Annotated in this window: 25 protein-coding genes; 12 read left to right on the top strand and 13 right to left on the bottom strand. The window is 68.0% G+C overall.

Annotation, left to right across the window (positions count from 1 at the left end):
* Positions 1-25: 25 nt before the first annotated feature.
* The gene (gene phaZ, locus ACGRVM_RS00285; RefSeq protein ID WP_377169868.1) at positions 26-1,294 is read left to right on the top strand and encodes a polyhydroxyalkanoate depolymerase; all 1,269 of its coding nucleotides are present in this window, start codon (positions 26-28) and stop codon (positions 1,292-1,294) included.
* A gap of 31 nt (positions 1,295-1,325) precedes the next feature.
* Here phaZ and ACGRVM_RS00280 read toward each other — a convergent pair whose 3' ends face one another.
* The 3 genes from ACGRVM_RS00280 to ACGRVM_RS00270 form a co-directional block, all read right to left on the bottom strand.
* Complete coding sequence (locus ACGRVM_RS00280; protein WP_377169870.1) at positions 1,326-2,036, bottom strand: alpha/beta fold hydrolase; 711 nt, start codon at positions 2,034-2,036, stop codon at positions 1,326-1,328.
* A gap of 91 nt (positions 2,037-2,127) precedes the next feature.
* On the bottom strand, positions 2,128-2,883 hold the full coding sequence (locus ACGRVM_RS00275) for an alpha/beta hydrolase (protein WP_377169872.1): 756 nt from the start codon (positions 2,881-2,883) through the stop codon (positions 2,128-2,130).
* Positions 2,884-2,887: 4 nt separating this feature from the next.
* Positions 2,888-3,109 (bottom strand): hypothetical protein, encoded by a 222-nt coding sequence (locus ACGRVM_RS00270; protein ID WP_377169874.1) that lies wholly within the window; start codon positions 3,107-3,109, stop codon positions 2,888-2,890.
* A 181-nt stretch (positions 3,110-3,290) separates the two neighbouring features.
* Between ACGRVM_RS00270 and thrS the strand changes: the two genes are divergently transcribed.
* From thrS to ACGRVM_RS00245, 5 genes are all read left to right on the top strand, one after another.
* A complete protein-coding gene (gene thrS / locus ACGRVM_RS00265; RefSeq protein WP_377169876.1) occupies positions 3,291-5,237 on the top strand; it encodes a threonine--tRNA ligase in 1,947 nt (648 codons plus the stop codon).
* A 214-nt stretch (positions 5,238-5,451) separates the two neighbouring features.
* Complete coding sequence (locus ACGRVM_RS00260) at positions 5,452-5,754, top strand: BufA1 family periplasmic bufferin-type metallophore (protein ID WP_377169878.1); 303 nt, start codon at positions 5,452-5,454, stop codon at positions 5,752-5,754.
* Positions 5,755-5,834: 80 nt separating this feature from the next.
* A complete protein-coding gene (gene bufB / locus ACGRVM_RS00255) occupies positions 5,835-6,704 on the top strand; it encodes an MNIO family bufferin maturase (protein WP_377169880.1) in 870 nt (289 codons plus the stop codon).
* Entirely contained in the window at positions 6,701-7,459 is a 759-nt protein-coding gene (locus tag ACGRVM_RS00250; RefSeq protein WP_377169882.1) for an HvfC/BufC N-terminal domain-containing protein, read from the top strand. The genes bufB and ACGRVM_RS00250 overlap by 4 nt, the downstream gene beginning before the upstream one ends.
* Positions 7,456-8,013 (top strand): DoxX family protein, encoded by a 558-nt coding sequence (locus ACGRVM_RS00245; protein ID WP_377169884.1) that lies wholly within the window; start codon positions 7,456-7,458, stop codon positions 8,011-8,013. The genes ACGRVM_RS00250 and ACGRVM_RS00245 overlap by 4 nt, the downstream gene beginning before the upstream one ends.
* 9 nt (positions 8,014-8,022) lie before the next feature.
* Here the strand turns inward: ACGRVM_RS00245 and ACGRVM_RS00240 are convergent, their stop codons facing one another.
* Complete coding sequence (locus ACGRVM_RS00240; RefSeq protein ID WP_377169886.1) at positions 8,023-8,337, bottom strand: arsenate reductase family protein; 315 nt, start codon at positions 8,335-8,337, stop codon at positions 8,023-8,025.
* Between the two features lie 233 nt (positions 8,338-8,570).
* Here ACGRVM_RS00240 and ACGRVM_RS00235 point away from each other — a divergent pair, with 233 nt between their 5' ends.
* The gene (locus tag ACGRVM_RS00235) at positions 8,571-8,777 is read left to right on the top strand and encodes a cold-shock protein (RefSeq protein ID WP_377169888.1); all 207 of its coding nucleotides are present in this window, start codon (positions 8,571-8,573) and stop codon (positions 8,775-8,777) included.
* A gap of 84 nt (positions 8,778-8,861) precedes the next feature.
* Here the strand turns inward: ACGRVM_RS00235 and ACGRVM_RS00230 are convergent, their stop codons facing one another.
* The 3 genes from ACGRVM_RS00230 to meaB all read right to left on the bottom strand — a co-directional run bounded on the left by ACGRVM_RS00230 (position 8,862) and on the right by meaB (position 11,103).
* Positions 8,862-9,371, bottom strand: a complete 510-nt coding sequence (locus ACGRVM_RS00230; RefSeq protein ID WP_377169890.1) for a copper chaperone PCu(A)C — start codon at positions 9,369-9,371, stop codon at positions 8,862-8,864.
* 151 nt (positions 9,372-9,522) lie between these two features.
* A complete protein-coding gene (rpmB, locus tag ACGRVM_RS00225) occupies positions 9,523-9,813 on the bottom strand; it encodes a 50S ribosomal protein L28 (RefSeq protein WP_377169892.1) in 291 nt (96 codons plus the stop codon).
* Between the two features lie 288 nt (positions 9,814-10,101).
* The gene (gene meaB, locus ACGRVM_RS00220) at positions 10,102-11,103 is read right to left on the bottom strand and encodes a methylmalonyl Co-A mutase-associated GTPase MeaB (protein ID WP_377170069.1); all 1,002 of its coding nucleotides are present in this window, start codon (positions 11,101-11,103) and stop codon (positions 10,102-10,104) included.
* Positions 11,104-11,226: 123 nt separating this feature from the next.
* Here meaB and ACGRVM_RS00215 point away from each other — a divergent pair, with 123 nt between their 5' ends.
* Together ACGRVM_RS00215 and hrpB are read left to right on the top strand one after the other, a co-directional pair.
* Positions 11,227-11,949 carry a DUF3108 domain-containing protein gene (locus ACGRVM_RS00215; protein ID WP_377169894.1) on the top strand — a complete coding sequence of 241 codons (723 nt, stop codon included), beginning with the start codon at positions 11,227-11,229 and terminating at the stop codon, positions 11,947-11,949.
* A complete protein-coding gene (gene hrpB / locus ACGRVM_RS00210; RefSeq protein ID WP_377169896.1) occupies positions 11,950-14,403 on the top strand; it encodes an ATP-dependent helicase HrpB in 2,454 nt (817 codons plus the stop codon).
* Positions 14,404-14,437: 34 nt separating this feature from the next.
* Here hrpB and gndA read toward each other — a convergent pair whose 3' ends face one another.
* The 4 genes from gndA to ACGRVM_RS00190 all read right to left on the bottom strand — a co-directional run bounded on the left by gndA (position 14,438) and on the right by ACGRVM_RS00190 (position 18,957).
* Positions 14,438-15,856, bottom strand: a complete 1,419-nt coding sequence (gene gndA, locus ACGRVM_RS00205) for an NADP-dependent phosphogluconate dehydrogenase (RefSeq protein WP_377169898.1) — start codon at positions 15,854-15,856, stop codon at positions 14,438-14,440.
* A 63-nt stretch (positions 15,857-15,919) separates the two neighbouring features.
* Positions 15,920-16,846, bottom strand: coding sequence for an ornithine carbamoyltransferase (argF, locus tag ACGRVM_RS00200; RefSeq protein ID WP_377169900.1), 927 nt, complete (start codon positions 16,844-16,846; stop codon positions 15,920-15,922).
* Positions 16,847-16,909: 63 nt separating this feature from the next.
* Positions 16,910-18,085, bottom strand: coding sequence for an aspartate aminotransferase family protein (locus tag ACGRVM_RS00195; RefSeq protein WP_377169902.1), 1,176 nt, complete (start codon positions 18,083-18,085; stop codon positions 16,910-16,912).
* Positions 18,086-18,153: 68 nt separating this feature from the next.
* Positions 18,154-18,957 carry an ABC transporter permease gene (locus tag ACGRVM_RS00190; RefSeq protein ID WP_377170071.1) on the bottom strand — a complete coding sequence of 268 codons (804 nt, stop codon included), beginning with the start codon at positions 18,955-18,957 and terminating at the stop codon, positions 18,154-18,156.
* A 161-nt stretch (positions 18,958-19,118) separates the two neighbouring features.
* Here ACGRVM_RS00190 and ACGRVM_RS00185 point away from each other — a divergent pair, with 161 nt between their 5' ends.
* On the top strand, positions 19,119-19,745 hold the full coding sequence (locus ACGRVM_RS00185) for a GcrA family cell cycle regulator (RefSeq protein ID WP_377169904.1): 627 nt from the start codon (positions 19,119-19,121) through the stop codon (positions 19,743-19,745).
* A gap of 110 nt (positions 19,746-19,855) precedes the next feature.
* Here the strand turns inward: ACGRVM_RS00185 and ACGRVM_RS00180 are convergent, their stop codons facing one another.
* On the bottom strand, positions 19,856-21,856 hold the full coding sequence (locus tag ACGRVM_RS00180; RefSeq protein ID WP_377169906.1) for an AsmA family protein: 2,001 nt from the start codon (positions 21,854-21,856) through the stop codon (positions 19,856-19,858).
* Between the two features lie 123 nt (positions 21,857-21,979).
* On the opposite strand from ACGRVM_RS00180, the gene rimO reads away from it, so the two are divergent.
* Both rimO and trhA read left to right on the top strand, forming a co-directional pair.
* Entirely contained in the window at positions 21,980-23,356 is a 1,377-nt protein-coding gene (gene rimO / locus ACGRVM_RS00175; RefSeq protein ID WP_377169908.1) for a 30S ribosomal protein S12 methylthiotransferase RimO, read from the top strand.
* A gap of 112 nt (positions 23,357-23,468) precedes the next feature.
* On the top strand, positions 23,469-24,119 hold the full coding sequence (gene trhA, locus ACGRVM_RS00170; protein WP_377169910.1) for a PAQR family membrane homeostasis protein TrhA: 651 nt from the start codon (positions 23,469-23,471) through the stop codon (positions 24,117-24,119).
* A 7-nt stretch (positions 24,120-24,126) separates the two neighbouring features.
* On the opposite strand, the gene ACGRVM_RS00165 is transcribed toward trhA, so the two are convergent.
* A complete protein-coding gene (locus ACGRVM_RS00165; RefSeq protein WP_377169912.1) occupies positions 24,127-24,483 on the bottom strand; it encodes a YigZ family protein in 357 nt (118 codons plus the stop codon).
* Positions 24,484-24,501 lie beyond the last annotated feature (18 nt).

Here is a 24,501-nt window from a genome sequence, read left to right as displayed (position 1 = left end):
AGGGCTTTCGCCCTGAAGGAGTCACATGCGCTACATGGCCACCTATGACATGATGGAAACCTTGCGCAACGCCAATCAATGGCTTGGGGCGACGGCACTTTCCTTCGCATCCTATCCGATTTTCAGCATGACGCCAAACCCCGCCTTCCAATGGCTGGCGGCCTGGGGCGAGGTGACCGAGCGGACGTTCGACCGCATGGTGACCAAGCCCGATTGGGGCATCCGCACCTTCACCTGCGAGGATGGCAAGGATCATCTGGTGAGCATCGACACGGTGGTCGAAAAGCCCTTCGGCAACCTGCTGCATTTCGCGGTGCCGGGTCGGCGCAAGATGAAGCGCAAGATCCTGCTGGTCGCGCCCATGTCGGGCCATTATGCGACGCTGCTGCGCTCGACCGTCAAAAGCCTTCTGGTGGATTGCGAAGTCTATGTCACCGACTGGCACAACGCCCGCGACATCCCGGTGAGCGAGGGCAAGTTCGACGTCGAGGATTACACGCTCTACCTCGCTGAATTCATGCGCGAAATGGGGCCTGACACGCATGTCGTCGCGGTCTGCCAGCCGGTGCCGCTCGCGCTGGCCGCCACGGCCTATCTCGCCGAGGCCGAGCCGGAGGCGCAGCCGCGCTCGCTCATCCTCATCGGCGGGCCGGTCGATCCCGATGCCGCCCCGACCGAGGTCACCGATTTCGGGCGCCGCGTCACGATGGGCCAGCTCGAGCAGACGATGCTTCAGCGAGTTGGCTTCAAGTATCCGGGCGTCGGGCGCATGGTCTATCCGGGCCTTCTGCAACTCGCCTCCTTCATCTCGATGAATGGCGAGACGCATGCCAAGGCGTTCAGCGAGCAGATCGCCCGCGTCGCGCGCGGCGAGGACAGCGATCACGACCGGCACAACAGATTCTACGACGAGTATCTCGCCGTGATGGACATGCCCGCAGAATTCTATCTCTCGACGGTCGAGCGCATCTTCAAGAACCGCGAGATCGCCACGAACAGCTTCACGATCGAGGGACGCGCCGTCGATCTGGGCAAGATCAACCGGGTCGCCGTGATGACGGTCGAAGGCGGCAAGGACGATATCTCGGCCCCCGGCCAGTGCATCGCCGCGCTCGATCTGCTGACGGGTCTGCCGGACGCCAAGAAGAACAGCCATCTCGAGCCCGACGCGGGCCATTACGGCATCTTCGCGGGCAGCAGCTGGCGCAAGAACATCCGCCCGCTCGTGCTCAAGTTCATCGACGCGAGCGACGGAAAGGCAGTCAAGATCGCGGCGAAAAACCAAGCGGCCTGAAGAATTTGCGCGCCGCCCTTGAGGCGCGCAGCTATCGCAGGACGAGCGGCTGACGCAGCCAGGTCATGAGCGCGTCCGTCGTCTCGTCCGGCTGCTCGAGCGAGGGAAGCCGGCCCGCGCTCTCGATCACCGTCAGTTCCGCATAGGGGATGAGATCGGCCAGAAACTTGTGCCGCTTGATCGGGGCGCCGCCCTCATGGGCACCGCAGAGCACCAGCGCGGGGATCTTGATCTTGCGCAGGACCGCCTGATAATCGCGCCGGCGCTGCATCGCGCGCAATTGGCGGATGACCGTCTCCTTGCCCAGATGGGCCACCATGTCATGCACCAGTTCCATCACCTCGGCGCGCATCGGGCCGGGGGCGAGCGTTTCGGGCGGGATAACCCCGGCGGCGAAGTCGCGCAGATTGCCCGCCCGCGCCTTGACGACGACCGGCTCGAAATCGGCCACGGTCTGCGGCGTCTCGGCGAAGGCGCTGGCGTTCATCAGCGCGATGCGCGTGACGCGGTCCGGCGCGCGGCGCACGATCTCCATCGCCGCGCTCGCGCCCAGCCCCAGCCCGGCCACCGCAAAGCGGCGCGGCAGCACGTCGAGAAGGTTCGACGCCATCTCCTCGATGCGGTCGCCCCCCGTGAGCGGCGCCACCGTGATCGCGAAGGATTTGGAAAAGGCGGCGAGTTGCGGGCCGTAGAGCCGCGCGTCGCACATCATGTCAGGCAAAAGAACGATGGGCTCGTTCATTCAAAGCGGTCCTTTCTGGGGGCGCCATATCCGACGCTGGGGCGCACCTTGGCAGAGCGGGCGGGCGCGTCAACCGGCATCGACCGTCGGCTCAGACCGCGCGCGCCGCGACCTCGGCGACGCTCGCGTCGATCAGGGCGAGACAGTCCGGATCCGAGAAGCGATGATCGGCCCCATCGACCAGCGTGAGACGCATATCGTCTCCGCGCACATGGTCCAAAAGCGATAATGCAACCGACTTATCCACATCAAGGTCCGCCGTTCCTTGCAGAAATCGAACAGGAAAGGGCAAATCGAGCGGATCACGCAAAACGAGGTTCCGGCGCCCGTCCTCGATCAGTTTGCGGGTGATCTGGTAGGGTGCGTCATAGTCGCTCGGGCGCAGGATCTTGCCCTCGCGCATCAGCTTGGCGCGTTCGATCTCGTTCATGCCCGCCCACATGCTGTCTTCGGTGAAATCCGGCGCGGCGGCGATGGTGACGAGGCCCGCCACCCGCTCGGGCATCCGCTTCGCAAGCAGCAGCGCGATCCACCCGCCCATCGACGAGCCGACGAGGATCTGCTTGCCATCCGTGCAGGCCTCGATGACGGCGGCGGCATCCTCGGCCCAGTCCGAAATGCAGCCAGCCGTGAACTCTTCGGACGAGGCGCCATGCCCCGAATAGTCGAACCGCAGGAAGGCGCGGCCCTCGGCGCGCGCCCGTGCCTCCAGATGGACGGCCTTGGTGCCCTCCATGTCGGACATGAAGCCGCCGAGAAAGACGGTGCCGGGCCCCTGCCCCTCGCTGCGGCGAAAGGCGATGAGCCGCCCGCTGGGCGTTTCGAGGAATTCAGGCTCTTGCGTCATGGGGTCACCCCCCGACATAGGGCGTCTTGCGGGGCCGGAAGAAGACCTTCTGATTGTGCAGGCGGCCCAGAAGCTCGTCGATCTCGCGCACGCTGTGGCCCGCGATCGGGGCGTCGGCATCGGCGCCACCGGGCATCGACAGCCGCCGCTTGGCGTGGCGCAGGGCATCTTCGATCAGGTCCATGTCCTGAATGCTGATCTCGATATTCGGATTGTAGCCGGTCATCGCGCGCTCCATTTGAGGGACGTTTGTCCCAGTCTAGCCGCCGCACCGCGGCAAACCAAGCCGGTTTCCCCATCGCCATCGGCGGTCTGCCGCTTGACAGCGCCAAGGGGCGGCGGCACAAGGATCACTCATTCGCAACCGGGCGCACGCGTAGGCGCCAAACCGACGAGGAGCGCCCCAGATGGCCCAGATCTCCCTGACATTCCCCGATGGCAACGCGCGGCAATACGCCCCCGGCATCACCCCCGGCGAGGTGGCCGCGGATATTTCCACATCCCTCGGGAAAAAGGCGATTTCCGCCACGGTCGATGGACGCCACTACGATCTGCAATGGCCGATCGAGCAGGACGCCAGCATCGCCATCCATACCATGCAGGACGAGCCGCAGGCGAACGAGCTGATCCGGCACGACCTCGCGCATGTCATGGCCCGCGCCGTGCAGGAGATCTGGCCCGACGTCAAAGTCACCATCGGCCCGGTGATCGAGAACGGCTGGTATTACGATTTCGACCGCGCCGAGCCCTTCACGCCCGAAGACCTCGGCCTGATCGAGAAAAAGATGCGCGACATCATCAACGCGCGCGATCCCGTCCGCACCGAAGTGTGGGAGCGCGAGCGCGCGGTCCGGCACTACAAGGACGCGAACGAGCCCTTCAAGGTCGAGCTGATCGAGGCGATCCCCGGCGACGAGCCCTTGCGCATGTATTGGCATGGCGAGTGGCAGGACCTCTGCCGCGGCCCGCATTTGCAGCATACCGGCCAGCTTCCGGCCGATGCGTTCAAGCTGATGAGCGTCGCGGGCGCCTATTGGCGCGGCGACAGCAAGCGCGAGATGCTGCAACGCATCTACGGCGTCGCCTTCAGCTCCAAGGAGAAGCTGAAGGCGCATCTGATGATGCTTGAGGAGGCCGCCAAGCGCGATCACCGCAAGCTCGGCCGCGAGATGGACCTTTTCCACATGCAGGAAGAGGCGCGCGGCCAGATCTTCTGGCACCCGAATGGCTGGACCATCTACACGACGCTTCAGGACTACATGCGCCGCAAGCAGCGCGCGGGCGGCTATGTCGAGGTGAACACGCCGCAGGTCGTGGACCGCCAGCTCTGGGTCGAGTCCGGGCATTGGGAGAAATATCAGGAAAACATGTTCATCGTCGAAGTGGACGAGGAGCATGCCCGCGAGAAGGCGGTCAACGCGCTCAAGCCGATGAACTGCCCCTGCCACGTCCAGATCTTCAATCAGGGCCTCAAAAGCTACCGCGATCTGCCCTTGCGCATGGCCGAATTCGGCTCGTGCAACCGTTACGAGCCGTCGGGCGCGCTGCATGGTATCATGCGCGTGCGGGGCTTCACCCAGGATGACGGGCATATCTTCTGCCGCGAAGATCAGATCGAGGCTGAGACGGCCGAATTCATCCGCTTCCTGTCGGAGGTCTACCGCGATCTCGGCTTCGAGAATTTCAGCGTCAAGTTCTCAGACCGCCCCGAGAAGCGCTCGGGCAGCGACGCGGTCTGGGACAAGGCCGAGGCCGCCCTTCTGAGCGCCACGCGCGCCGCCGGGATCGAGCCGGTGCTCAACCCCGGCGAAGGCGCATTCTATGGCCCCAAGCTGGAATTCGTTCTGACCGACGCGATCGGGCGAGACTGGCAATGCGGCACGCATCAGGTGGATTTCGTCCTGCCTGAGCGGCTCGACGCCACCTATATCGGCGAGGATGGCGGCAAGCACCGCCCCGTCATGCTGCACCGCGCCACTCTGGGCAGTTTCGAGCGCTTCATCGGCATCCTGATCGAGGAGCACGCGGGCAAGCTGCCCTTCTGGCTCGCGCCGCGTCAGGTGGTCGTGGCCTCCATCGTCTCGGAGGCGGATGATTACGTGCACGAGGTCGTGGCCGCGCTCAAGGCGCGCGGCGTGCGGGCCGAGGCCGATACGCGCAACGAGAAGATCAACTACAAGGTGCGCGAGCATTCGGTCGGCAAGGTGCCGGTCATCCTCGCCTGCGGGCATCGCGAGGTCGAGGATCGCACCGTGTCCCTGCGCCGCCTCGGCGAGGAAGAGAAGCGTGTCGAGGCTCTGGATGGCGTTCTCGAGACGCTGGGCCAGGACGCTCTCGCCCCCGATCTCGTGTAACAATCGGTCCGGAATTGTGACGCGGCGACGAAATATTTCGCCGCGCCGCACAAGCCGAGCCAAAATTTTCTTTTGAAATCAGGTGCGACGTTCTGACGCGGATCTGACAGATCCGTGTCTGACGATTCCGTGATTGGCCCGGCGCGCCCGGCCTTCCCTATGGTCATGGCATCGCGGCACTCAGCGCGACACCACATCCATAGGGAGACCGAATATGTCCAACATGATGAAAACCGCCGCCATCGCCGGCGCCTTCACCGCAGCCCTCGCCGCCCAGGCCACCGTTGCTTCGGCTGCCGGCCAGGTGAAATGCTACGGCGTCTCGCTCGCCGGCGAGAACGACTGCAAGGCGGGTGCGGGCACGTCCTGCGCCGGCACATCGAAAGTCGACTACCAGGGCAACGCCTGGACGCTCGTCGACGAAGGCACCTGCACCACGATGGAACTGCCCGCGATGGCGGACGGCACGCCGCGCCAAGGCTCGCTCGAAGAGCTGGACCGCGACCTGCCGGCCTGACGCCAGACAGATGGCGGGCGCGGCGCCTCGGCGCTTCGCCCGTCCCTTCGCCCACCCACGCGACGATGAGGAGACGCGCCATGCTCGACCGCAGCGACACCCCGCAGACCGACCTGCCGCATGGCATCGGCGTCGGCTACAAGGCGCAGCATTACGCGGATCTCATGGCCGATCCCGCGCCCGTCACCTGGCTCGAAATACATGCCGAGAATTACATGGGCGACGGCGGCCGCCCGCTCGCGCAACTGCGTGCCCTCTCGGAGCGGTTCGCGATCTCGGTGCATGGCGTCGGGCTCAGCATCGGCGGCGAGGCGCCGCTCGACAAGGCGCATCTCGCGCGGCTCGCGCATCTCACCGAATGGCTGAACCCCGCGAGTTTTTCCGAACATCTCGCTTGGTCCACGCATGACGGCGCCTATCTCAACGATCTTCTGCCCCTGCCCTACACGCCCGCGACCCTCGCGCGCGTCTGCGAGCATATCGACGAGGTGCAGACCGCCCTCAAGCGTCCGATGCTTCTGGAAAACCCGTCGAGCTATCTCAGCTTCGATGCCAGCACCCTGTCCGAGACCGACTTTCTGGCCGAGATCGCCGCGCGCACCGGCTGCGGCCTTCTGCTCGATGTGAACAATGTCTTCATCTCGGCCCATAACCTCGGGATGGACGCGCGCGCCTATATCGACGCCTTTCCCGTCCAACATGTGGGCGAGTTGCATCTGGGCGGCCATGACGAGGACGAGAACGGCGAGACGCCGCTTCTGATCGACAGCCATGGGCGCGAGGTGGCCGATCCTGTCTGGGCGCTTCTGGACCACACGCTCGCCCGCACCGGCCCGCGCCCGCTCTTGATCGAATGGGACGCCGATGTGCCGGACTGGCCCATCCTGCGCGCCGAGGCCGCCCGCGCCGCCGAGGCGCTGTCCCGGCATCGCGCGAAGGTGCCGGCATGAGCACGCAGACCGCCTTCCGCGCGGCACTGCTCGCGCCCGACCTGCCCGCGCCGCCGGGGCTGGGCGACGGGCGCGGCGGGCCGGTGGGGCGGCGTTTCGACGTCTATCGCAACAATGTGGCAACGAGCCTGATCGATGCGCTCGAAGTCGGCTTTCCGGCGGTTCGAAAGCTGATCGGGCCGCGCAATTTCCGCGCCGTCATGGGTGTCTTTCTGCGCAGCCACCCGCCCGAGAAACCCATGATCGCGGTCTATGGCGCAGCCCTGCCCGGCTTTCTGGCGGACTTCGCGCCGCTCCATCACCTGCCCTACCTTTCGGACGTCGCGCGGCTCGAGCAAGCGTTGCGCGAATCCTACCACGCCGCCGACGCGGCCCCGCTCGATCCATCTATCCTGCAAGAGCTGCCGCCCGAGCGGCTGCCCGCGGCGAGGCTGACGATCGCCCCGGCGCTGCGCATCGTTCGTTCGCGCTGGCCCGTGCACGCGATCTGGGCCTACAACATGCAGGAGGGCGCGCCCCAGCCGCCCGGCATGCCGCAGGATGTCATAATCACGCGCCCCGGCTTCGATCCGCAAATGGCGGTCGCAGGGCCCGGCGCGGCCGATTTCATCGCGGCGCTGGCAGAGGGCGAGACCATCGGCGCGGCCCATGATCGCGCTATCACAACAGCGCCCGATTTCGATCTACCCGCCGCCCTCGGCATCCTTATCGGCGGCGGCGCGCTCGCCCGCCTCATACCCGGAGAGACTTCATGAGCCGCCTCATCCAGCGCTACCAAGACGCCGCGCATTTTCTAGGCAAGGCCGACGGGGCCCTGAGCCTCACCGCGCGGCTTCTCTTCGCCGCGATCCTCATGGTCTATTTCTGGGCCTCGGGGCTGACCAAGCTGGGCGACGGCATCCTCGGCCTCTTCTCGCCCTCGCTCGGCGCCTATGCGCAGATCTTCCCGCGCGCGATGGAGGCTGCGGGCTATGATGCGAGCCAGCTCGGCTTCTATCATTGGGCGGTCGTCACCGCAGGCACATGGGCCGAGTTCATCCTGCCCGCGCTCATCGCGGTCGGGCTGGCCACGCGGCTCGCCGCGCTCGGCATGATCGGCTTCATCATCGTGCAATCGCTGACCGACATCATCGGCCACGGCCTCTCGGCCGAGCCGGAGGCGATCGGCGCCTGGTTCGACCGCGCCCCCGATTCGCTCATCCTCGACCAGCGCGCGCTCTGGATCTTCGTGCTGCTCGTCCTCGTCCTCAAGGGCGCGGGCCCGCTCTCGCTCGATCGGCTGGCCGCACGGCGTCTCGCGTCGGCCTGAGCCTCAGCTTCAGCCCGCCAGCGCCGCCTGCACGTCCTTACCCCACCCGAGATAGAGCGTTCCGCCCGCATCGATCAATGGGCGCTTCATCAGCGCCGGATGCCGGCGCAGCAGATCGAGGGGCGGCGCGGCGCGCTCGGCCTCGGGCAGGCCGCGCCATGTGGTCGAGCGCGTGTTGACAAGCGCGTCGCCGAACGTCTCATGCGCCGCGCGCAAAGTGTCTTCGGCCAGCGGCTCGGCGCGGATATCGACGAGGTCGGCCCCCGGCAGCGCCTTCGCGGCCTTGCGGCAGGTATCGCAGGTCTTCAGCCCGTAGATCTTCATGATGCGCCCGTCCCCATTCCATTTCGGTCCGATTTTTGCGCGGCCTTTCGCCGCTCATTGACGCAAGGGCAGCGATTCCGCGGCGCCCTCGCCTGTTTTGCTTGATTTTTACAAAACCCGTGTAAAGATCAAGGGTGCGGCCGGGGGCCATGAGGCCGCACCTCCGCAGTCGCGTCGCCCCTGCCGAAAGGCCCGGCACTCGCCCGGCAGGACAGACTGGAAGGAGAAGCGGAATGCCGACAGGCACCGTGAAGTGGTTCAATACGACCAAAGGCTACGGCTTCATCGCACCCGAGGGCGGCGGCAAGGATATCTTCGTGCATATCTCGGCGGTCGAACGCTCGGGCCTGACCGGGCTTGCAGATGATCAGAAGGTCAGCTTCGAGTTGCAGGAAGGACGCGACGGGCGCGAAATGGCGGCGAATATCTCGCTGCTCTGAGGCGCCGACCCGGCCCGCGAGGGCCTTACCCCCGTAACCGACGATCAGGCGGCCCCGGCATGCGGGGCCACCCGGTTTTTCCTTTCACTCCGCTTTCTTGGCGCCGTCCTTGTCGGTGCCGTGCGAATGCTCCATGTCGTGGCCCGCGCCCTCGCCCGGCGCGCGCTCCAGATCGACCATCACATCGACGGTCATCTCGCCCGCCTTCTCGAATGTCAGCGTGACGGGGATGCTGTCCCCCTGCTCGAGCGGCGCGGTCAGCCCCATCAGCATGACGTGATTGCCGCCCCGCTCGAGGCTGAGCGTGCCGTGCATCGGGATTTCGAATCCCTCCTCGACATGCTTCATCTGCATCACGCCATCGCCGGTCTCGACATGGGTATGCAGCTCGACCTTCTCGGCGGCGGGCGATGCGGCGCCGATCAGCCGGTCATCCTCGCCGTGATTGACGATCTGCATGAAGGCGGCGCCCGATTTCGCGGCGGGCGACGCGCTGCGCGCATAGGCGTCCTCGACCATGATATCGGCCGCGAAGGCGGGCATCGCGGCCATCATGGCGGCGCCGGCAAGAAGCGAGCGAAGAGCGATGGACATGAAGAATTCCTTTCGAATTGCGTGGGTGCTGCGCGCAGATTAGGCGCGGAGCCGGCGGGTTGCAAAGCATTGGCCGGCACATTTTGTCGCATGAGAAAAGCCCCGCCGTCTCCGGCGGGGCCTCGCTGAATTCTTCACGAAAACCCGAAGGTCAGGCCGAAGCGGCCAGCGCCTTCGCGATCTCTTTCTTGACCTTGAGCACGGCGGGCGACAGCTCGACATCCTTGGCTTTCGCCAGATACGCATCGAGACCGCCACGGTGATCGACGCTGCGCAGGGCATGGGCCGAAATGCGCATCTTGATGCCGCGGTTCAGCGCCTCGGACTGAAGCGTCACGTCATTCAGGTTCGGCAGATACCGGCGCTTGGTCTTGTTGTTGGCGTGGCTGGAGTTGTTGCCAACCATCGGGCCTTTTCCGGTCAATTCGCAGCGGCGCGACATGGTGTCATCCTCGTCTTGCTAGGTGAAGGCCAGTCGGCCTCGTGTCAGTTCGGGTTCAAGCGGCCGGCAAGGCCAAAGGACGCCGCAAAGGCCGCGCCCGAAAATCCGTTGGCGGTGGATAGGCGGAATCGCCTGGCCCGTCAAGGGGCGCATCCGGCAATAAAACGCCCGCCAAAAGAGTTTTCGGGCCTTCGGCGAGGATATTTGCAGGCAAGAAGAAAGCGCCCCTTCTTCTTGCCCTCAAATATCCCGGGGAGGAGCCGCATCGCGGCGGAGGGGCAGCGCCCCTCACCCACGCTTTCCGGTTTGCGCTCCGATCCGCTCCAGCAGCGCCTGGGCGGCGATCGCCGGGGTCGTGCGCCCCTCGGCCACGGCGGCGCCCAGCTCCTCCATCGCGGCGCGCGCCTCGGGCGCCGCGAGTTGCGCCAGAAGCCCCTGGCGGACCTCCTCGCCGAACCAGTAGCGGGCCTGCGCGGCGCGGCGCGCGTCCCAATGGCCATGCGCGCGCCGCCAGTCGGCCAGCGCCCGCATCTCCTGCCATGCCGCCTGCATGCCGGTGTCCTCGAGCGCCGAGACCATCATCGCCTTGGGAAACCCCTCCGGGTCCTGCGCCCGCTTGCGCAGAAGGCGCAGCGCGCCGGAATAGTCGGCGCATGTGCGGCTCGCGGCGGATTTCAGATCGCCATCGGCCTTGTTGACGAGGATGATATCCGCGATCTCCATGATCCCGCGCTTGACGCCCTGAAGCTCGTCCCCGCCCGCCGGGGCGAGCAGAAGAACGAAGAGATCCGCCATCTCCGCCACCACCGTTTCGGACTGGCCCACGCCCACCGTCTCGATCAGAACCACGTCGAAGCCCGCCGCCTCGCAGAGCGCCACCGCCTCGCGCGAGCGGCGCCCGACACCGCCCAGATGCGCGCCCGAGGGCGACGGGCGGATGAACGCATTGGGATCGCGGCTGAGCCGGTCCATGCGCGTCTTGTCGCCGAGGATCGAGCCGCCCGAGCGCGCCGAGCTGGGATCGACCGCGAGGACCGCAACGCGCAGGCCCTCCGCCGTCAGCATGCCGCCGAAGGCCTCGATGAAGGTCGACTTGCCGACGCCCGGCGTGCCCGAGAGGCCGATGCGCAGCGCCTCGCGCGCGACGCCCCCCTCGCCCTTCAGCGCCTCGACGAGTTCGGCGGCGAGCTGGCGATGATCCGCCCGGCTGCTCTCGACAAGCGTGATCGCGCGCGAGAGGGCCCGGCGATCCCCTTTGACAATCCCGCGCTCAAGCTGTGCAATGTCGATGCTCATGGCCGCCTCTCGGTCGTTATCTCGCGCGCATAGGTCCTGCGCCCTTGCCCTTTGTGGCGCGCGGCGCGAGGATTTGTCCAGTGCGCCCCTGCCGCCCTTCACTCCGGAGCCTCGATCATGCGCCTCGCCCTCCTCGCCCCGCTTCTCGCCGCCGGTATCGGCCTCGGCGCGGTCGCCCCCGCCGAGGAGACGCGTCAGGTCTGGGATGTGCGCCTTCTGGGGCTGCCGGTCGGCAAGATGCAATTCGCAGCGCGCGAGGCCTCGGGCGGCTATGCCGTGCGCGGAACCTTCCGCACCGGCGGGGTCGGCAGCATCGTCGATGCGGGCTTCGATCTGAGCGCGGCGGGCCGTCTCAGGGGCGGCGCGCTCGCCCCCTCGCGCTATGACGAGCGCATCGACACCGGCAGCCGCAGCTCGACCGTGGAGCTGCGCTATGCGGGCGGCGTGCCGCGCATCGCCGGGGGCACCGTGGCCGAGGAGGTCGCGGCCGACCCCGAGGCGCTCGATCCCGCGCAGCAGGGCGGCACCGTCGATCCGCTCACCGCGCTTTGGGGCGTGCTGCGCGACCGGCCCGCGGACAGTGTCTGCCGCAATGACGTGAGCATCTTCGACGGCCAGCGCCGCTCGCGCATCACGATGACGGGCCGCGAGGCGGGCGAGAACGGCGCCACCACCTGCACCGGCGCCTATACGCGCGTCGCGGGCTTCTCTGCCTCCGAGATGAAGCGCCAGAGCGTATATCCCTTCGCCGTGAGCTACATGCCTGCAGGCGGCGCGATGCGCGCGACCGCGCTCCACGTGAGATCCTCCTACGGCGCCGCCGAGATGACCCGCGACTAGATGAGCCGCGACGCCCCCAGCACCCTGCCTATCGAGGAAGCGCTCCCGCGCCTTCTGGACGCGCTGCACCGACGCGGCCGCGCCGTGCTCGAGGCCCCGCCGGGCGCGGGCAAGACGACGCGCGTGCCGCTCGCGCTGATGGAGGCGGGTCTCGCGCGCGGGCGCATCCTCGTGCTCGAGCCGCGCCGCCTCGCCGCGCGCGCCGCCGCCGAGCGCATGGCCGAAACGCTGGGCGAGCCTCTGGGCCGCCGCGTCGGATACCGCGTGCGCGGCGAGGCGAAGGTCTCGGCGGACACCGTGATCGAGGTCGTGACCACCGGCATCCTCATTCGCCGCATCCAGTCGGATCCCGAGCTTTCGGGCATCGGCGCGGTTCTCTTCGACGAATTTCACGAGCGCGGCCTCGACAGCGATCTGGGCCTCGCGCTCTGCCTCGAGATCGCGGGCGCGCTGCGGCCCGATCTTCTGCTTCTGGCCATGTCCGCGACGCTCGACGCGGCGCCCGTCGCCGCGCTGATGGGGGACGCGCCGCGCATCACGAGCGAGGGGCGCGCCCATCCGGTCGAGACGCGCTGGCTCGAACAGCCGCTCCCCAAGACGCAGCGGCTCGAGGAGGCGCTGGCCGATCTGACGCTGAAGGCGCTTTCCGAGACGACGGGCGGCGTGCTCGTCTTCCTGCCGGGCGAGGGCGAAATCCGCCGGCTCGAGGCGCGCCTTGGGCCGCGCCTGCCCGACGGGTGCAGCCTGCGTCCGCTCTTCGGCGCGATGGACTTCGCGGCCCAGCGCGCCGCGATCGCGCCCGACCCCGGCACGCGCAAGATCGTGCTCGCCACCGCCATCGCCGAGACGTCGCTGACCATCGAGGATGTGCGCGTCGTCGTCGATGGCGGGCGCGCGCGCCGCATGCGCTTCGATCCCGGTGCAGGCATGGCGCGGCTTGTGACCGAGCCCGTGAGCCGCGCCGAGGCCGCGCAGCGGCAGGGCCGCGCGGGGCGCGTCGCGCCGGGCGTCTGCTACAGGCTCTGGACGCGAGGCCAGGACGGCGCGCTTCCCGCCTTTCCCCCGGCCGAGATCGAGGCGGCGGACCTCGCGCCGCTCGCGCTCGAGCTTGCGCTCTGGGGCGCGGCGCCCGAGGCCATGCCCTTCCTCACCCAGCCCAATCCCGGCAGCTACGCCGAGGCGCAGGCGCTTCTGGCGATGCTGGGCGCGCTCGATGAGGGCGGGCGCATCACCGATCACGGGCGCGCGCTGGCGGCCCTGCCGCTCCACCCGCGTCTTGCGCATATGCTCGCGGTGGCGGGGCCGCGCGCCGCGCCGCTCGCGGCGCTGTTGTCGGACCGCGACCCCCTGCCGCGCGGCGCGCCCGCCGATCTCGCGCTTCGCCTCGCCGCGCTGCACAATCCGCGCGGCCCGCACCCGCACGCCCCGGCGCGCGGCGCACTCGCGCGGATCGGAGCCGAGGCAAAGCGCCTTGCAGCGGGCCTTGGTGTCGCCGAGCACCCCGGCCTCGCGGATGCCGAGATGGCCGCCCTCGCCTATCCCGACCGGATCGGCCTGCGCAGGCCCGGCGACGCGCCGCGCTTTCTTCTGTCGGGCGGCAAGGGCGCCGTGCTCGCGCCCGAGGATCCGCTGGCGGGCCAGCGTCTCATCGTGGTGACGGATACGGACGGCAATCCGCGCGAAGCGCGCATCCGGCAGGCGATCCCGCTCGGCGAGGCGGACCTGCGGCGGCTCTATGCGGATCGCATAGCCTGGCACGACGTTTGCGCCTGGTCGCGCCGCGAGGGCCGCGTGATCGCGCGGCAGCAGGAACGCTATGGCGCGCTCGTTCTGGGTGATCGGCAGTGGAAGGACGCGCCCGAAGAGGCCGTCGCGCGGGCCATGCTGGACGGCGTGCGCGAGATCGGGCTGGTCTGGAGCGAGGCTGCCCGCCACTTCGCCGCGCGCGTGGCACTGGGCCGCGCCGCAGGCATGGATCTGCCCGATATGGGCGAGGACGCGCTGATGGGCCAGCTCGAGGAGTGGCTCCTTCCCTTTCTGGGCGGCGTGCGCTCGGCGCAGGAGTGGCGGCGTTTCGACATGCTGGAAGCGCTGCGCGCGCAGCTCGATTATGGGCAGATGCAGGCGCTCGATGCGCTGGCGCCTCCGCATTTCACCACCCCTTTGGGGCGCCGCATTCCTATCGACTACAACACCGATCCGCCCGAGATCCAGCTGCGCCTTCAGGAGATGTTCGGCCAGACCACGCATCCGATGGTCGGCAGAACACCGCTGCGCGTGACGCTCTTGTCGCCCGCCCAGCGCCCGGTTCAGACGACGCTCGACATTCCGGGGTTCTGGGACAGCAGCTATGCCGATGTGCGCCGCGACATGCGCGGGCGCTATCCGCGCCACCCCTGGCCCGAGAACCCGCGCGACGCGGACCCGACCTTGCGCGCCAAACCCCGCAAGTAAGGCGCGCGCCCCTGCTTCATCTTGGCGAAAATACTCAGGCCGACGAAGGCGGCTCGTCCCACCACGGCCCGTGATGCACCCCCGTCTCGCCCAGGCGTGCATAGCCGTGATGGCCGAAGAAATCGCGCTGTGCCTGGATGAGATCGGCGGTGCCGCGCCCCTGCCGCATCGTGTCGAACCAACCGATCGCCGCGCCGAGGGCGGGCACGGCATGCCCGCCCGCGACCGCCGCCGCGACGGTGCGGCGCAGCGCGGGGATGGTCCGCTCGAGCTCGGCGGCCATGACCGGCGCGAGAAGGAGCTGGCCGCCCGGCATGTCGGCGCGGAAGGCCGCCGCGATATCGTCGAGCAGGGCCGAGCGGATGATGCAGCCCGCGCGCCAGATCTCGGCGATGCGCGCGAAATCGAGCTGCCAGCCGTATTGGTCGCTGGCCGCGGCGAGGATGCGAAAGCCCTGCGCGTGGCAGAGGATCCGCGCGGCGAGGAAGGCATCGCCCAGCGCGACCTCGCCCAGATCGAGCGCGCCGCGCGCGCCGCCCAGGATCGCTTCGGCCTCGACGCGCGTATCCTTTTCGGCCGACCAGCTGCGCGCCGCGACGGCCGCGTCGATCATGCTGGCCGATTGGCCGAGCCGCACCGCCTCGATCACGGTCCAGCGCCCGGTGCCTTTCTGGCCCGCGCTGTCCTTGATGACATCGACCGCCGGATGGCCCGTCACCGGGTCGGCATAGCCCAGAAGCGCGGCGGTGATCTCGGTCAAATAGGAGCGCAGCTTGCCCGCGTTCCAGCGCCCGAAGGCCGCGCCGATCTCCTGCGGCGGGCGCACGAGGCCATAGCGCATGAGGCCGTAGATCTCAGCGATGAGCTGCATGTCGGCGTATTCGATGCCGTTATGCACGGTCTTGACGAAATGCCCGGCGCCGTCCGGCCCCAGATGCGCGGCGCAGGGATCGCCCTCGTGCCGCGCGGCGATGGCGGTCAGGATCGGCGCGAGCTGCGCCCAGCTATGCGCGGTGCCGCCCACCATCAGCGAAGGCCCGTGCCGCGCCCCCGCCTCGCCGCCCGAGACGCCCATGCCGACGAAATGGATATCGCGCGCGGCCAGATCGGCGCTGCGGCGGCGCGTCGCGTGAAAATCGGCGTTGCCGCCGTCGATGATCGTGTCGCCGGGCGCAAGGAGCGGCTGGACCGCCTCGATCATCGCGTCCATCGGCGCGCCCGAGGGGATCATGAAGAGAAGGATGCGCGGCTGCGCGAGATCCGCGACGAAGGCCTCGAGCGTCTCATGCGGACGAAGGCGCGGCGCGAGATCGCCCGCCTCGGACATGAACCCCGCAAGCCAGTCCACCTCGCGGTTCGCCACGGCAACGTCGAAGCCCTGCCCGGCCATGTTGAGCGCGAGCGCGCTGCCCATCGTGCCGAGGCCGTAGATGCCGATCCGTGCGCTGCTCATGCTCTCTCCTGCCACCGTCGTCCGAGATTAGGCCCCCGGGCGGGCGGTTTGCAAGCCGGCGCCTCAGACGCCGAGGCACCAGCGCATGATCGCCTTCTGGGCGTGCAGGCGGTTCTCGGCCTCGTCGAAGACCACCGAATTCGCGCCGTCCATGACCGCGCTCGTCGCCTCTTCCTCGCGGTGGGCGGGCAGGCAGTGCATGAAGAGCGCATCGGGCTTGGCGCCGGCCATCAGCGCCTCGTTCACCTGGTATGGGCGCAACATGTTGTGGCGCCGCTCCTTGGTGGACTGGCTGTCATGCATCGACACCCAGGTGTCCGTGACTACGAGATCGGCGCCTTCGACGGCCTTGTGGGGATCGCGCTCGATGGTGACGCGCACGCCCGCTTTGCGGGCGAGGCCGATAAATTCCTGTTCGGGCTCGAGCTGGACGGGGCCGGTGAAGGTCATGTCGAAGCCGAACTGCCCCGCCGCGTGCAGGAAGGACGCGCAGACATTGTTGCCGTCGCCGGACCAGACCACCTTCTTGCCCTTGATGGGGCCGCGATGCTCCTCGTAGGTGAGGATATCGGCCATGATCTGGCAAGGATGCGTGCGGTCGGTCAGGCCGTTGATGACGGGCACGTCGGCATAGTCGGCCATCTCGATCAGCACCGACTCGTCGAAGGTACGGATCATGATGAGATCGACATAGCGGCTGAGCACGCGGGCCGTGTCGGCGATCGTCTCGCCATGACCGAGCTGCATTTCCGAGCCCGAGAGCAGCATGGTCTGCCCGCCCATCTGGCGCACGCCCACATCGAAACTGACCCGCGTGCGCGTCGAGGGTTTTTCGAAGATGAGCGCGACCATCTGCCCCGCGAGCGGCTGATCGTCGTCGGGCGCGCCGCGCGAGCGGCCCGCGCGGGCGGTCTTCATCTCGGCGGCGCTGTCGATGATGCGCCGCAGGGCGGCCGGATCGGTTTTGTGGATGTCGAGAAAATGATTCATGTGCGGTTCCCGTTGCCGGCGGCCAGCTGGGGTTTTCCACCCCCGCGCCCCCGGAGGATATTTTCAGCAAGAAGACAGGCTGCTGGCGGCTTTCTCGAGGCGGCTCAGCGCCTCGGCGATCTCGGCCTCGGTGATGGTGAGCGGCGGCAACAGGCGCAGCACGTTGTCGCCCGCGGGTACGGTGCACAGAAGCTGGTCGTAGCAGGCGCCGAGCACATCGGTGTTCAGCCGCTTGCATTTGAGGCCCAGCATGAGGCCCGAGCCGCGCACCGCCTCGAAGACGTCCGGATGCTCGGCCACCAGCGCCTCGAGACGCTGGCGCATGTAGCCCGCGCGGGCGCGCACGCCTTGCAGGAAATCGTCATCGGCGATCTCGGCCATCACGGCGTTGCCGACCGCGCAGGCCAGAGGGTTGCCGCCATAGGTCGAGCCATGCGTGCCGGCGACCATGGCGCGCGCCGCATGCTCCGTCGCGAGCACCGCGCCGAGCGGAAAGCCGCCGCCGATGCCCTTGGCGACCATCATGATGTCGGGCTCGATCCCGGCCCATTCATGGGCGAAGAGGCGGCCCGTGCGGCCCATGCCGCATTGCACCTCGTCGAGGATGAGCAGGATGCCATGCGTGTCGCAAAGATCGCGCAGGCCCTTGAGGCATTGATCGGGCAGCGGGCGGATGCCGCCCTCGCCCTGAACGGGCTCGATCAGGATCGCCGCCGTCCGGTCCGTTACGGCGTCCTGAAGCGCCTCGTGATCACCCCAGGGCAGATGTGTGAAGCCCGGCAGGAGCGGGCCGAAGCCGTGGGTCATCTTCTCCGAGCCGGCCGCGGCGATCCCGGCGGAGGAGCGGCCGTGAAAGGAGCCGTTGAAGGCGATGATCTGCGTGCGCTCGGGCTGGCCCGCATCGTGGAAATGCCGGCGCGCCATCTTGACCGCCAGCTCGCAGGCCTCGGTGCCCGAATTGGTGAAGAAGACCGTGTCGGCGAAGGTCGCCGCGACGAGGCGCTCGGCCAGCTCCTCCTGCGCCGGAATGCGGTAGAGGTTCGACGTGTGCCAGAGCCGGCCCGCCTGTTCGGTCAGGGCCGCGACGAGCGCGGGATGCGCGTGGCCCAGCGCATTGACGGCGATGCCCGCGGCCAGATCGAGAAAGCGTCGTCCGTCCGCCTCGATCAGCCATGCGCCCTCGCCCTTCACGAAGCTGAGCGGCGCGCGGTTGTAGGTGGGCAGAACGGCGGGGATCATGGCAAACTTCCTTTGGGTCAGGCGCCAAGGAGTGCCGCAGGCGCGGCGGGCTGTCAACTCGGGCGGGCTCAGGCCTTGAGGCGGTAGCCGCGCGCGAACATCCACCACGCAGCGCCCGAGACGGCGAGGGTCGAGGCGGTGGCGACGACGGCGCCGAGCGCGGGCGCGCTGTCCGACACGCCCAGCACGGAATAGCGTAGCCCGTCGATCAGATAGAAGATCGGGTTGAAATGGGTGATCTCGTTCAGCACGGGCGGCAGCGCATCGACCGAATAGAACGTGCCCGACAGGAACGCGAGGGGCGTCACCACGAAATTGGTGATCGCCGCCATCTGGTCGAACTTGTTCGCGAAGATGCCCGCGACGATTCCGACCGCGCCCAGGAAGGCCGAGCCGAGCACGACATAGCCGATGAGCATCAGCGGATGCTGCGGCAGGATGCCGAGGAAGACCGCGATCCCGGCCGAGATGGCCACCGCCACCAAGAGGCCCCGCACGATCCCGCCCACGAGATAGCCTGTCACCAGCTCGGCCGCGCTGAGCGGCGGCATGAGCGTGTCGACGATATTGCCCTGCACCTTGCCGATCACGATGGAGGACGAGGTGTTGGCGAAGGCGTTCTGGATCACCGTCATCATCAGGATCCCCGGCGCGATGAAATGCGTGAAGGGCACGCCCATCACCTCGCCGCGCGCCGGGCCGATGGCGATGGTGAAGATCACCAGAAAGAGCGCCGCCGTCGCCAACGGAGCGAGGATGGTCTGCGTCCAGACGGCCCAGAAGCGCATGATCTCGCGCCAGCAGAGCGTGCCGAGCCCGAGCCAGTTGATCCGCCCGAAACGGCGCGTGCCCATGTCGCTGAAATCCTGCATCATGTTCTGTCCTTTCCGGCCTCTCGCGCGCCGTGCCGGACGCCCCGGCGGCCCGATTCGGTGTCTTGTAACTCGTGCCCGAGTGATTAGAATAGGGGTTCTTGGAAATTTGCGGGATCGCGCGCCCTTTTCGGCGCGTCTCCCAGGTTTAAGGAACGGGCATGTCCTGGAGCGATGAACGGGTCGAGACGCTGAAGAGAATGTGGGGCGAAGGCCAGTCGGCCAGCCAGATCGCCAAGGAATTGGGCGGCGTCACCCGCAATGCCGTGATCGGCAAGGTGCACCGTCTGGGCCTGTCGAACCGCAACGGCGGCGCGGGTGCGGCCAGCGCGGCGCAGGCCGAGCCCGCCGAAGCCGAAGCGCCCAAATCCGCGCCGAAACCGGCCGCCAAGCCCGCCTCGAAACCCGCCGCGAAGCCCGCCTCGTCGAAACCCGCCGCCAAGCTCGAGCCGGAAACCTCCGAGGAGGAGGACGAGGACGACGCGCCCGCGGCGCCGGTCACGCGCATCAAGCCGATCATCCCGGCGGGTCAGCCCCTGCCGCCGCAGCCCTCGACCAACGAGATCGATCCGAAGGCGCTGGCGAAGGTCAGCGAGGTCGAGAAGAAGGCCAAGAAGCTGTCGCTGATGGAGCTGACGTCGCGCACCTGCAAATGGCCCGTGGGCGATCCGGCGACCGATGATTTCTGGTTCTGCGGCCTGCCGACCCAGGCGGGCAAGCCCTATTGCGAGGCGCATGTGGGCGTCGCGTTCCAGCCGATGAGCTCGCGCCGCGATCGCCGCCGCTGAGGGCGCGGAACGCTTGCGACGAAGTCAGCCCCGCCCTTCGCGGCGGGGCTAACTTCGTGCTGCCCGAGTCTCATATGGCCCGGGCATCTGCGCCCAGATGACGCCGGACCCTAATCGAAGAGCTTGAAAAGCTCCTTGACCGCCTGCTCCTTGACGTTCTCGCGCAGCGCGTCCTCGACGGACTGGCCTTCCTCGACCGTCACGCCTAGCTCCTTCTCGACGAGCTTGTCGATCTCGCGTTCGACCTCCTCGCGGGCCTTTTTCTCGAGTTGCTTGCGCTCCTCGCGCAGGTTGAGATCGATCGCCTTTTCCAAGTCGGGGCGAATGCGCGGACCGGACCAGGGGCCGGTGATGCTGACCGGAATGGCGAGGCCCCGGCTGTTCTCGCCCTGCAAGAGAACCGGCGTGAAGAGGTAGTCGATGTCGCGCGCGCCGAGGCCGATGCGGCCCTTGCCGGTCGCGGTCGCCAGCGGCATAGACATCGTCAGATCGCTCCCGCGCATGTTGCCGCCTTCGATCACGAAGCTCGCCCCCATCTCGTCGAAGACCGTCGTGCCGCCGCTGCCGTCGCCGGTGCGCATCAGCCGGTCGAGATCGAAGCCCGAAATGACGCCGCGCCCGGTCGCGAGGCTCAGATTGCCGCTGAGACTGTTCATGATCTCGTGCACCGATTGTCCCACCCCGAGGAAGTCCACCGCCATCGTGCCGGTGGTCGAGAAGCGGGTTACGTCGGCCGCATCGGTGAGGAACTTCTCCATGTCGATGCCGCGCGCGGCCAGATCGCCGCCGACAGAGAGGCCCGAGCGATTGTTGGCGACCGCCTGCCCGGTGAGCGAGCCGCCATAGCCGTCGAGGCGCCGCAGGCTCGCCACGGCGCGCGCATTGTCGATCGCAAGGCCGATATCGGCGGCGCCGAAGGTGAATTGCCCCAGATCGAGGCTGCTGGCGCTCAATGCGATATCGGCGTCCATGAGGCCGAGCGCGCTGGCGTCGATGGGCGCGCGCGACCATCCCTCGGGCGCGGCGGGAGCGGGCGCGCTGGCGCCGCCACCCTGCCCCGCCGCCGCGTCCTCGCCGGCGCCCAGCGCCGAGAGATCGAGCGCCCCCGCATCGAGCCGCGCCGTCACGCGGGGCCGCGCGCCGGTCGTCGTCACATCGACATCGCCGGTCAGGCTGTTGCCGCCGAGGCCGAGCGTCATGTCCCGCAGCGAAAGGCGCATGTCCTCGGTGACGTTCAGCTGCGCCGCGACGGTGATCTCGCGGCCCAGGCCCTCGGGCAGATCAGCGGGCGGCAGGCCGAGCGCGCGCATGAACCGCGCCGTGCTCGCGATATCGCCCGTGAGCCGTGCATCGAGCTGCGGCGCCGCGCTCGCGCGCCCCTCGAGCGAGAGCGTGCCGCCCTCGGTCGAGACCGTCACGTCGAGCGGCGAGACACCCCCTTCGATGAGCGGGCCGAGCTGCGCGATCCGGCCCGCGAAGCGCACGTCCTGATCCGCCGGACGTAGCACGAGATCGAACGTCGCCTCGCCGCTGTAATCGGGCCAGCGCAGGTCCAGATCGACGCCCGACATCTCCTGCTGGGTGCCCGCGCGCGCATCGATATAGGTGACCGACGCATCGGTGATGAGCGCGCGGTCGAGCGTGAGGGCCAGCGCGCGCGACTGCGCGGCCTCGCCGCCGGTGCCGTCGCCGCCGTCCGCGCCCTGCCCCGATTGCGCGACGCCATCGACGCCGATCTCCCAGTTGCCGCGCCCGCTTGCGTCCCGCTCGATCACGATGCGCGGGCGCGCCACTTCGAGGCCGGTGATGCGCACTTCGCCGCCGATGAGCGCGATCGGATCGACGCCCACCTTGAGGCTGTCCGCCTCCAGCATCGGCCCGCCCGAGGCCCAATCGGCATTGGCGATGGTGGTGCGGCCCGTGCTGATGCCGAGCACCGGATAGAAGCTGATCGCGGTGTCGCCGGTCATGCTGACCTCGCGGCCCGTCATGGCGCCGATCCGCTCGGCGGCGATGCGCGCGATCCGCTCGCCCGGCAGGAAGAACAGCGCGCCGAAGGCCAGCGCCACCGCGACGAGGAGGATGCCAAGGAGCCGTGTCAGGAATTTCATGATCTGCCTCGTCCAAGCTGCGCGGGCCTGCCGCCCATTCTGAAGGCCAGCTTAGGCAGGGCATGGCGGCGCGGCAATAGTTTGCCCCTTTTGCCGGCGCGGCGCGTCGTCTATATCGCCCGCATGAGCACCAATCCTCCCGAGCTGCGCCCCGACCTCGCCCGCGCGCGCCTGACCCCCGCCCCCCGGCGTGAGGGACAGCCGCATATCGGCATGGTCTCGCTTGGCTGCCCCAAGGCGCTGGTCGACAGCGAGCGCATCCTCACGCGGCTGCGCGCCGAGGGCTATGGCATCTCTCCCGATTACGCGGGCGCGGATGCGGTGATCGTCAATACCTGCGGCTTTCTCGACAGCGCCAAGGCCGAGAGCCTCTCGGCCATCGGCGAGGCACTGGCCGAGAACGGGCGCGTGATCGTGACGGGCTGCCTCGGCGCCGAGCCCGAATACATCACCGGCGCGCATCCGAGCGTCATGGCCGTGACCGGCCCGCATCAATACGAGCAGGTGCTCGATGCGGTGCATGCCGCCGTGCCGCCCCGGCCTGACCCCTATGTCGACCTTCTGCCGGCGACGGGCGTCAGCCTGACGCCAAGGCACTATTCTTATCTCAAGATTTCAGAAGGTTGCAATCACAAGTGCAAGTTCTGCATCATCCCCGACATGCGCGGACGTCTCGCGTCCCGGCCCGCCCATGCGGTGCTGCGCGAGGCCGAGAAGCTGGTCGAGAACGGGGTGAAGGAGCTTTTGGTCATCAGTCAGGACACCTCGGCCTACGGCGTCGATATCAAGCATGCCGAAGAGCGCGGCCACCGCGCCCATATCACCGATCTGGCGCGTGATCTGGGCAGTCTCGGAGCCTGGGTGCGGCTGCATTACGTCTATCCCTATCCGCATGTGCGCCAGCTCATCCCGCTGATGGCCGAGGGCCTCGTGCTTCCCTATCTCGACATTCCGTTCCAGCACGCGCACCCGGACGTGCTGCGCCGCATGGCCCGCCCCGCTGCCGCCGCCAAAACCCTGGACGAGATCGCGGCATGGCGCGAGATCTGCCCGGACATCACACTGCGCAGTACCTTCATCATCGGCTATCCCGGCGAGACCGAGGCCGAATTCCAGACGCTGCTCGACTGGATGGACGAGGCGCAGCTCGATCGTGTGGGCTGTTTCAAATACGAGAACGTCGCGGGCGCGCGCTCGAACGATCTGCCGGACCATGTGCCCGAAGAGGTCAAGCAGGAGCGCTGGGACCGCTTCATGCAGAAGGCCCAGACGATCTCCGAGGCCAAGCTCGCCGCAAAAGTGGGCAGCGTGCAGGAGGTTCTGGTCGACGATATCGACGAGGACGGCATCGCCACCTGCCGCACCAAGGCCGACGCGCCCGAGATCGATGGCAATCTCTTCATCGATGAGGGCACCGAAGGCCTCGCCGTCGGCGACATCCTGCGCGTCACCGTCGACGAGGCCGGCGAGTACGACCTTTGGGGGGTGCGGGGGGCGTAGTCCCCTTGAAATGCACCGCTTGGACATCACGTCCCAAGGCAAGGCCGCATCCGGTCACAGTTTCTTCGCTTTTATCGGCTATGATGCCCGCAGAACCAAAAGGCAGGATCGCATGTCCTACCCTCTTTATTCCCGTGCCGAGCGTTGGGCCGACGGGACCGTGCATCTCGTGGGCGTGGGCATGGCCATTGCGGCGGTGGCGGTGCTCTTCGTGCATATCCCGGATGGCTCGGGCACCGGTATTCGTGCGGCGCTGATCGTCTACAGCGTGACGCTCATTTTGATGCTGAGCGCGTCGGGCGCCTATCACTCGCTGGCCTACACGGTGCTGCGCCCGGCGCTGCGGCGGCTCGATCATGCGGCGATCTACGTCAAGATCGCGGGCACGTTCACGCCGCTCGCCGTGCTTCTCGGCTCGGCTTTCGGCTATGTCACGCTCGGGCTCGTCTGGGTGCTCGCGCTGATCGGCGCGGCGGCCAAGCTGCTGACCGGGCCGGGGCGGATGCGCACGGGCGCTTGGTCCTATCTCGCGCTCGGCTGGCTCGGCCTCGCGCTTTTCGTGCCGCTCACGCAGCTTCTGCCTTGGCTCAGCCTCGGGCTCATCGCGGGCGGCGGGCTGCTCTACAGTCTCGGCGTTCTCTTCTACACATGGGAGACGCTTCGTTTCTCGAACGCGATCTGGCATGGCTTCGTCGTGGTCGCCTCGGGCTGCTTCTTCGCCGGGATCGCGGTGGCGCTTCCCGCCATGCCCCTCATCCCCTGATCGGGCCTTACCGCGCGAATTCGGCGAGCCATGCCTCGACGCAGGTCTGGACGTGGCGGAAACGGTCGCCGCCCAGATGCTTGCCGCCATACCAGCGCGTGACGACGAGGATATAGCCGCAGAGCTCCTCGCGCTCGAGCATCCGCAGGATCACCATGCCCGCCCCCGCCTCGCCGTCATCGCCCTTGAGGGGCGTTCCATCGGGCAGGATCACCGCCCAGCTGCTATGCGTGGCCTTGGCGAATTTCTTGTCCCGCTTGAGGTCCTTCAGAAAGGCGTCCGTCTCCTCGCGCGAGGCGGCCCGCCCGCCCGAGACCGCGTATTTCGATCCCCGGTCGCTGACAACGCCGGTCAGCTGCCACATGCGGCCCGCCGCCATACC

The organism is Roseovarius aquimarinus (assembly GCF_043661195.1).
GTDB lineage: Bacteria > Pseudomonadota > Alphaproteobacteria > Rhodobacterales > Rhodobacteraceae > Roseovarius > Roseovarius aquimarinus.
Note: the sequence above shows the minus strand (reverse complement) of the source record. Positions and strands in the feature narration are given on the sequence as shown.